We start from the raw sequence: 8,726 nt of genomic DNA, 5'->3' as shown, positions 1-8,726 counted from the left end.
ATATTGGTGGTATATAGAACATCTGGCTTTTGGCCTTCGTTCTCAATCTGGATATCAACGGTAGATACCTGCTCTCTGATGTTCATTAATTCGTTATCTCCTGAGCATGCTGCTAACATAACGATACATGCTGCAATTAGGGTCTTTTTCATTCTTTCCTCTGCTTATCCGATTACAGTGACCCGGTAAGGTGACGTATTTTTCTTCTGAGCCTCAACCCATTGCCATTTTTGTGGAGGGCTAGATGACTGCTGTTTTGATTCAGCAATGCCCCCTCCCCTGAATCCGTTTTTACCAGAATTTCCGTTCGATGATTCAGTGTCTTTTCCTTTCTCCCAATTAAAAGAACTATCTACAAAAACCTCGGCCCAGATACCATCATGGTAAAATACCAAGTCTACCTGGGCTTTTGGGTCTTTAGTTTCAGTGGTTAGAGCCAGCATCCCTTTTGCTTTGATTCGGCTGTCTAACAAAAAAGCGCCTTCCATCACCCACACATTGGCCCCGCCACGGACATTCAAATTTCCAGAGATTGGGACATCAACGCTTGTCTCGAAGTCGTATGTGGGGTCTTTTGTACCCGCATAATGTATCGTGCCCTGAGCGTTCAGAGCCGTTGCCAACTTAATGTCAAACTCAGCTCCTGCGTACGCCCCTTTTCCACCATCCTTTACTTTTTTCTCCAGCTCTGCCGCTTTTTTTCTCAAAACGTTGATAATGTTATCTGCTTTGAAATATTTTGCAGCGGCTAACAGCATATCGAGCTTCATTTCAATGCCGATAAGCGGCGCCAACTTGAGCGTAACATCACCAGTGACACCTAACCCATTGTCTATCATTTCAAGACGTTGCTCACCTTCGAGCGTGAGCGTCGGTGCTTGAAGTTCATAGCTGAAGACTTTGATTTCATCTTTCCCTTTTCCGGGTTGATCGGTGTACAAGCCCGATTGAATTTGATCGGCGATATTGCATGCAGCACGAACCAGATTCATCTTCTTCTTGATCCCTTCAAACTCTGCGGTGAGGTCTCGCGTGCTCGGTTTGCCCGGGATATTGGAATCTTTGTGCGTGAAGCCCAAACCATACTTGGTCACATGGCTCCCTTCATGGATCGCGAAGCTACCAGAGATAGAGAATTTTCGTTGGATCTCTTCACTCGGCACGCTCAGTCCATCAAACTGGGAAGCGCGTTCTTTGTGCTGATAGGCTTCATAGCGCTCTTCATCAGAGATAGATTTCTTGGTTGCTTTCCCCGACAACGTCAGGCTCGACTTAATTTTTATTGCCGGATAGACATCTACAAAGCTGTCTGCCGGGTTAACGCCCAGCAAGTAAGAAACCGGCGGGGATAACCACACCGTTGTTGGTTGCTGTGGTTTTCCTGCGCATTGAGTCAGGCAAATTTGATAGCGGGTACTGGGTACTCCAGTGGTTTTCTTCTCCGACAACAGATTTTGAATTGCCCCCAGCAGATCCATCCTCTGACTTGGTTCTGGATTGTAGGTTAACACGTGCTGTTGACAGGCTGTTGCGGACAATGCCTCAGAAAATTTCTTATGATCAGTAATATAGCCAGATGGACAGGTTGATAGCTCGCTACAACAATCTCCGACCACCGACACAGAAATAGTGGCACCTTTACCCTTATCCACAACCCCGATGTCCCGGCGATTAAATTTTCCGCCTTTGTATTGCATACTTCCCGCTTCACTGTCCACCTGGTAACTAGTTAAACAAGGCAGTGCCTGATTGCAATGACACGATTCGCCAGGTAAATGCTTACAAGACATGTTGACTCCTTACTTGATGCAGCAGGCTGTTGACACGAAAATCCGATGAAAGATCCGTTTGAGACAAGGATACTTGCCAGTCACTAGGGAAGAGTGCCCAGCTCATTACATTCTGCTCCTGGCATAATGCCGCAATACGTTTTATCGACTCAGGCTGAGCGATATCCCACTCGATGAGTTGATTGACTAACTGAGCACTGAACTCTGCAGAGTCATCGTTAAGCACCAAAGCGACATCGGCAATTAAGTTGAGACGACATTGATCGAGCACCGCATCATATTGACCTTGTGATATCGGAAACGGACTATAAATCTCATAGCCAAAGGGACGATACGGCGTTAATTGCTCAAATCCTGACTGTACCTGCTGAGGAAAAAACGTTCTCACTGACTGTATGGGCCCGAGAAAGTGATTCAGTCGCAGTGGGGCGAATGCATTCAACAACGACCACAATATTCGCGGATCATAAAAGCGTAAAAACAAACGTTGAGAGTTTTCCTCTACGACCACATCCAACAATCTTCTCAAGTGCGCCCGCAGACTTTTCGGATCCTCATCTGACTCAAAAATGAATCCCCAAGGCGCCGCTTTGGGTTTAAGCCAATTGAGCAGTTCAGCGTTAACACAGACTAGGTATGGTGACACACGAGCAAATTCATCATCCACAGGCTCTGGGAAAAGACACCAACACTCGCACTCAAGACGGTCACAGACGGCTAATACATCCGGCTCTATGGCTCGATCAACGACAGCAAAAGTCTGGGTCATTTTCATGACGTCGCTCCCGGGCAGTTGGCGACAAATGCACTGCCATTGGCTGCAGCCGTTTCTAAAACGTCAGGGCTGGTGGGCAGCGCAAGAGATCCCGGAGCCCCGCCGGATTTGATCAGTATTTTTGCTCCATCAATGGCAACGCCACTGCTGTCTATCACGACAAAACTCCCCCCGACTTGAAGGGTGATTTTATTTTCACTTTTGAGTGTGATGTCCCCATTAGCGTTGATGCCGACAGCTCCCGCTATTTTTTTCGCCCAATCGCCTTGAACAGACTCATGCTCATCCCCTTGAATCTGGCTGAGATAGTCTCCCACCGTTGTTTGTTGCTGTTTCCCCTCCACTTTCAGTGAGCGGTCTTGCGCAATCGTTCTCTGCTCATTGTGACCAATACTGACCACATGGTCGTAATTGACGCGAGTATCTGCAGAGTTTTCAACTTCAACCTGCAAGTTCTTTTGTGCTCGCAGATAAACCAGCTCTTGGTCTGCCTGATCGTCAAAGCTGAGTTCGTTGTATCCTTCTCCCTGATGAGTCTGGCTTCTAAGTACCGTTTTGGTCTTATGCTCAGGCAGAGCGTAAGCCGATTTGTTCGTGGCGTGATACGTGCGCCCGGTAATGATCGGCTGGTCTGGGTCTCCGTTGAGGAAAGAGACAATCACCTCATGCCCAATACGTGGGATTGCCATCACCCCGTATTGGTTGCCCGCCCATCCTTGTGAAACGCGCACCCAGCATGAACTATGTTCATCCTGTTGACTGTCGCGGTCCCAATGAAAATGCACCTTTACCCGCCCATGCTCATCGCAGAAGATTTCCTCGCCTTTGGGGCCGACCACCGTGGCGATCATGGGGCCATCAACTCTGGGGGACGATTCGGGTTCAGCCTTCCAGTGTTGATGGCCAGGAATGGCACACCACTGGTTTGAGTAAGTCGTCGCACCTTGTCCAGCTTCTTCTTCCAAAGCCTGTGGCTGCTCACCTTGATGGTTGACCGAGACCAATAACCAGTCTCGGTTGAAAGCTGAGTCCAAGTGATCACACAGCGTAAACTTGTAGCCGGCACGAAGTAGTGGCTCGTTACTCTGACCAGAAGCCACCTGAGATTCACGTCGTAGGTAGTTAATGCGGGCCCGAGCGAAGGCGCTACCATTAACATCATCCTTGTAACGCCCTGGCGCGTCGAAATGCGCATATCTTGCTTGCTGGTAGTCCATATCCGTTCCCTGAACGGCCTGACTGAACGAATAAGCTGGCTTCTTGAAGCTGTAGTCTTTTAATTGGACCTCACTGACTGCGGCCTCAGACTGATAGCGAAAACCTTTAATGTATGGTGTATCAACGGCGCCACCAGTCATCGCGTTGTAAGGTACTGGCTCGGTCAATGATGGATGCAGCGCGCTTGAATCACTAAAGGCAATAGTGTGCTTACCTTCTTCATGAACAAAACTGTAAACAATACCTTCTTCAGCGGCCAAACGATGAAGAAAGGCCAGATCTGTTTCACGGTACTGAACACAAAATTCACGCTGCGCGCAGTCTCGCTCTAAAGAAAAGGCGTAGTCCTGTATCCCCATTTCCTGCAGCAGAGTGGAAATGATCTCGGGGACTGTTTTGTATTGGAAAATACGGCTGTTATGACGAAGGGAAAGACGCTCAAGCGCGGGAACGAGAGTCAATGAGTAAAGAGTAAAATGATGACCAGTATCGCCCTGAACAAAAGATCTGGCAACGCCGTGTACTCGTTGAACCAGCTTTTGGTCACGGTACATTCTGAGCTCTACATTTCTGTCGACTATCTGCTCCGCGGTGAGATTGGATTGGCGACTTGCCAAGTCAATATGATAGCAAAAGCCGTAGCACGGACGATGATGAAAAGTACTGGAGGACAAGGATTCCTGCCCATCAAACTTTGTGACCACAAGGGCATCATCGCTCAGCCCTTCAACATGAATGGTGTACGCCAATGTCGCCATGGCGCTCCTCCTTTCTCAGATAAAAGACAAAAACCTTAAACACAAATCACCCGTCGGGATAACTTGGGATTAAGGTTTCAGGTGCTCACAGGATGATGAGCACCGAAATAACAGGAAGGCTTACGCTTCGATTGGTTTACGCCAATCGTCTGAGCCTGAAGTACCCGCGTTCACGTGATCCCACGTGATTTTGCGGTAAGACATAGAGACCGTCAGGTTCTGAGTGAAATCAGATTTTGCTGGATCTTGGCAGTGCGGCATTTCACATTGGATATCTACGATAGACGCGTTTTCCAACTTAGTCGTGAAGAAGTTTTCTTGTTTGCCTTCGATAGACGTGCGGTACCATTTCAGTTCAACGTTGGTCATCTTCTCGCCTGACGCCAGTGCGTTGTACAGCAGAGGAACGGCTTTGTTCAGAGAAACAGTGAACTTGAATGGTTTGTGAACACGCTGACCAGATGGTTGACCCGATTGTGGATCAGTAGGAACAGTCACTGTGTGATCGAATTGCTGAACCAGCATCTCGTCTTCGTGACCTTCAACGAATGAATCGCCGATAGAATCCGCAGTGCAGGCACCAGCGGTGATTAGGCCCTGAGTTTGACCTTCGATAGAGATATAACATGGAGTTGGCATCGTTTTTCCTTTAGTAAGTAAAGATATTCAACCAACTACTACAAGAAGAATGCCAAACTAGAAACCAAGCAAAATTCAGAAGACTGAAACAAAATATAGTCTTAAGGCACAAAAAACTTCCCACTTTCAAGCAATAACTTGCCAACTGGGCAACTTGTTGCTTACGACGCATCGAAAAGTCAGATAAATGTCATCAACGATAGATCGCTAAAAACACTTAAATATTTAAAGCGTTTTATTTTAGTAACCATCTTAGTAACCAAATTAAAAACAGAATCGAAATAAAACATTAAAATTCAATAAATTACCAAACAAGATCAACTTACGCCAGCCCACCAAACGTTTGGAAACAGCGCTATTTCAATGGGTTAGCGCCTTTTGGGATAGCGCTGTTTTTGTATAAGTGCCACACTTTACTTCCAGAACACCATAGCTTCAAGAATACTCATTACGCCATTCTTCATTGTCGTGAGGATGTCACTAAACAATTGAGTAATCTAGTTCTAGCCTCCTCCAACAATAGCATCTAGGTTTAGCTCCAAATCCGTAACAACTTAGCGTTGCTTGGAAAAGGGCAGTAACAGCTAAAACTGCAGTCAACCACATAGTGACACTAATTCTTTTTCTTTCAGTTGCATCAAGATTTAGGTTTTCCATGTATTTAAAGCCTTGCCTTTAATTCTGAATTTATAAGAGTTTATCAGCTCAATTTCTTCTGACTCAGCCAATGATTTCAAAACTAGCATTGTAGACTGCTTTAGTGTTGGGTATTGAGGATGCAGAATTGCGAACAACCTGCATAACTGAACAAACAATTAACGCCCCACTCCATATAGCAGCTTTCATTGCTAAAAAAATCCATTCTGTTCATCATCAATTTTCCCTTACAGTTATGAGTAATAATTTACTCATAAGCATTCTACCCACACACCAATGAGTAAATAGTTACTCAAAACTTGAAACAAAGGAACTATAAGAGTAAAGTTTTACTCATTGATAAGTAGAGGTGTTGTAGATGGAAGAACTAACCATACAAGCTTTTATCAGAGGTGAATGGATAGATATTGGTATCATCTCATTCCCTAAAAGTAGCCAACATAATTTCCGAGTGACTGAACTCAACTACCTCGGCGACTATGCGCTAGAACATCACGATAAAGATGACTTTCACGCTGTTTCACTAAACCACCCTGTCTCATTCTTTTTTGATGACATAGGTAAACCTGGATGGTTAACGTTTCTAGACGATATTATGCCTAGCGGTGCTAGTAGACGGTACTGGGTTAAATACCTGGATATTGAAGATCTTAGTTCTGATGAACAGGACTATGTCTTGCTCAAATTTGGCACGATGTCGCCTATTGGTAACTTAAGAATAAAAGACTCCCTTCCTGAACGCTACGAAGTAGCAGACAACCTCTATTTCTCTGTTGATGATGTTAAAAATCGAGCAGGTGATTTCCTCGACTATGCACAGCAAAGAGGGGCAGCCGCAGGTGGTGCAACAGGGGCTGGAGGTGAAGCGCCAAAACTAATCCTCCGATCTGGTTTCGATCATAGTTCTGGCAGCGAAAAAATATGGATTGATCCATACCAAGATGACAATAGCAACTACGACTTACATTACTTAGTAAAGTACCCTAGAGGCTCAAGAAGCACCATCGACTGCAATATTCTAAGAGCTGAGTTCTACTTCTACCACGAGCTAACTGAAATGGGAGTTGAAACGATCTCCACCGACGGTATGCGCTTGGAGGAAGGATTAAACTACCCTTCCTTATGGCTTCCTCGATTTGATGTTCAAATTATTGATCAACAAGTCGAGAGATTTGGCATGGAATCTGTGTATTCCATTTTGAACAAAGGCGCTGGGGTCACTCTTGATCACGAAACAACAATCCGAACTCTCATAGAAAAAATTACTGAAAGCAATATGGTTAAACACAAAGGATATAGCTTTGATACTCAAGCTTTCGTCATTGAATGGGTTAAGAGAGATCTACTCAACATCTTGTTTGGTAATAGTGACAACCACGGCAGAAATACTTCATTCTTAAAGGGTGATGGAGTCATAAAACTTGCTCCCATTTACGATTTCGCACCAATGAAAGCTGATCCTGAAGGAATTCCAAGAACAACAAAATGGAAAGCCCCACTTGAGGTAGGCGGAACTTACGACTTCGTCGGAATAGCAGACACCTTATCTGATCTCGTGCCCAAGGAAGTGTTATTAAAAGAGCTAGCGATTACAGCAAGTAAATGCGTAGGCCTAAAGCAGAGACTCGCTTTACGAGGAGTGCCAGAACAAATCTTGGAGATGCCAGCCGTTGGACTTAATCATATATCAGAAAAGCTCACTAAATGGGGACTGCTATGAAAAAGCCAAGCAATAAGGAGTCCGTAAAAGATACGGTAGCTCGTCTAAGAGCAAACCGAAATAAACAGCAGCCCAAGATTGGGAAGAATGTAACTCATTCGATCAAAGAGCAAACACAACTCGATACTCCAACGAGATCGAAAGCCTCAAAAAACGCCAAAGCAGTAAGTGCAGCAGAACGCAAAACCGAGGCAAACAAAATCATCAAACACTTATTGCTTGGAGAGCTAACACAGGGCCAAGCGCTGAAAAATTTACGCATTAATATACTGGGACTGAAACAGGATGTATTCGCAAGACTTGTCGATGTCTCAAGAAAAACACTCTCAGATATAGAGAATGATCGGGGCAGCTATAATACAGAGATTCTAAACAAGGTATTCAAACCATTTGGCTTAAAAGTCGGACTACTCCCTTCTTCTCCCGATGCGTTAAAGTCGCTATTAATAGATGGTGAGGATAGGTAAAACACTCAGTATCAGCGCTATTGCTTTAGATTAAATTGCAAATTGGTAACATCAATATAAGTTACTGAATCTATGAAAAGTGAGAAACCATTTAAACTCCCACCAAACGTTTGGAAAGGGCGATAACTCTATGAGTTATCGCCCTTTTTGTATTTATACATCTAGGTTTAGGTTGTTTGTGCTAACAATTGGTACTAAAACATGCGCTACTTACACATTTCTGTATAGGAAAAGAGCTCATAGAAAGTTACTCGCAATACACAATCTAGCTGCCAGTTAAAACGCAGTGAAACGTCTTGAACTTATTGGTCTACAAGAAGTACAGCACTCGGATAGACCTACATTAATCCTACTTTAGATAGCTTTTGGTGTTGCACTTCTGAGAAACCCTAAACTTTTAGTCATAAACTGGCATTGTTAACATCCCTTTTTCCTACCTATTAAGTGTTAACAACCTCTCACAACAAGTTTCTTAAAAATAGAAATACCGTTTATTTTCAAATCAATAAGAGCGATTTACTAGCTTAAATTGGCTTACAACCCTAAGTATTAAAGGGCTTGCAACTAACAAAGTTATACCTAATGCTAATACAACCACCCATAAATAATTAAGCCATGAATAGATCCCCTATGTAGTGGTCAACTAAATTTGGCCACGGTTTTAGAGTTTTTCCAATACAGTAGTTCAGATTCATTGGGTGT

General features: G+C 44.4%; 6 protein-coding genes. 2 read left to right on the top strand and 4 right to left on the bottom strand.

Translation table 11 applies throughout. The annotated features are described in order from the left end of the window. Positions 1-164: 164 nt before the first annotated feature. The 4 genes from HKI82_RS17185 to hcp-2 all read right to left on the bottom strand — a co-directional run bounded on the left by HKI82_RS17185 (position 165) and on the right by hcp-2 (position 5,180). Positions 165-1,790 (bottom strand): hypothetical protein, encoded by a 1,626-nt coding sequence (locus tag HKI82_RS17185; RefSeq protein ID WP_001277662.1) that lies wholly within the window; start codon positions 1,788-1,790, stop codon positions 165-167. Beyond that, positions 1,780-2,565 carry a DUF4123 domain-containing protein gene (locus tag HKI82_RS17180; RefSeq protein ID WP_024374503.1) on the bottom strand — a complete coding sequence of 262 codons (786 nt, stop codon included), beginning with the start codon at positions 2,563-2,565 and terminating at the stop codon, positions 1,780-1,782. Before HKI82_RS17180 ends, HKI82_RS17185 begins: the two co-directional genes overlap by 11 nt. Beyond that, the gene (locus tag HKI82_RS17175) at positions 2,562-4,541 is read right to left on the bottom strand and encodes a type VI secretion system Vgr family protein (RefSeq protein ID WP_104965430.1); all 1,980 of its coding nucleotides are present in this window, start codon (positions 4,539-4,541) and stop codon (positions 2,562-2,564) included. Before HKI82_RS17175 ends, HKI82_RS17180 begins: the two co-directional genes overlap by 4 nt. A 120-nt stretch (positions 4,542-4,661) precedes the next feature. Then, complete coding sequence (hcp-2, locus tag HKI82_RS17170; RefSeq protein ID WP_020432677.1) at positions 4,662-5,180, bottom strand: type VI secretion system effector Hcp-2; 519 nt, start codon at positions 5,178-5,180, stop codon at positions 4,662-4,664. Positions 5,181-6,195: 1,015 nt separating this feature from the next. On the opposite strand from hcp-2, the gene HKI82_RS17165 reads away from it, so the two are divergent. Beyond that, the gene (locus tag HKI82_RS17165; protein ID WP_171138693.1) at positions 6,196-7,557 is read left to right on the top strand and encodes a type II toxin-antitoxin system HipA family toxin; all 1,362 of its coding nucleotides are present in this window, start codon (positions 6,196-6,198) and stop codon (positions 7,555-7,557) included. Then, positions 7,542-8,024 (top strand): helix-turn-helix transcriptional regulator, encoded by a 483-nt coding sequence (locus tag HKI82_RS17160; protein WP_171138692.1) that lies wholly within the window; start codon positions 7,542-7,544, stop codon positions 8,022-8,024. The genes HKI82_RS17165 and HKI82_RS17160 overlap by 16 nt, the downstream gene beginning before the upstream one ends. The last annotated feature ends 702 nt before the right edge of the window (positions 8,025-8,726 follow it).

Source organism: Vibrio plantisponsor (genome assembly GCF_013041605.1).
GTDB classification, from domain to species: Bacteria; Pseudomonadota; Gammaproteobacteria; order Enterobacterales; family Vibrionaceae; genus Vibrio; species Vibrio plantisponsor.
Note: the sequence above shows the minus strand (reverse complement) of the source record. Positions and strands in the feature narration are given on the sequence as shown.

Coding starts and splice junctions, on each gene's coding strand:
- HKI82_RS17185 (WP_001277662.1), bottom strand. CDS start 1,790: ATGTCTTGTAAGCATTTACCTGGCGAATCGTGTCATTGCAATCAGGCA.
- HKI82_RS17175 (WP_104965430.1), bottom strand. CDS start 4,541: ATGGCGACATTGGCGTACACCATTCATGTTGAAGGGCTGAGCGATGAT.
- HKI82_RS17180 (WP_024374503.1), bottom strand. CDS start 2,565: ATGAAAATGACCCAGACTTTTGCTGTCGTTGATCGAGCCATAGAGCCG.
- hcp-2 (WP_020432677.1), bottom strand. CDS start 5,180: ATGCCAACTCCATGTTATATCTCTATCGAAGGTCAAACTCAGGGCCTA.
- HKI82_RS17165 (WP_171138693.1), top strand. CDS start 6,196: ATGGAAGAACTAACCATACAAGCTTTTATCAGAGGTGAATGGATAGAT.
- HKI82_RS17160 (WP_171138692.1), top strand. CDS start 7,542: ATGGGGACTGCTATGAAAAAGCCAAGCAATAAGGAGTCCGTAAAAGAT.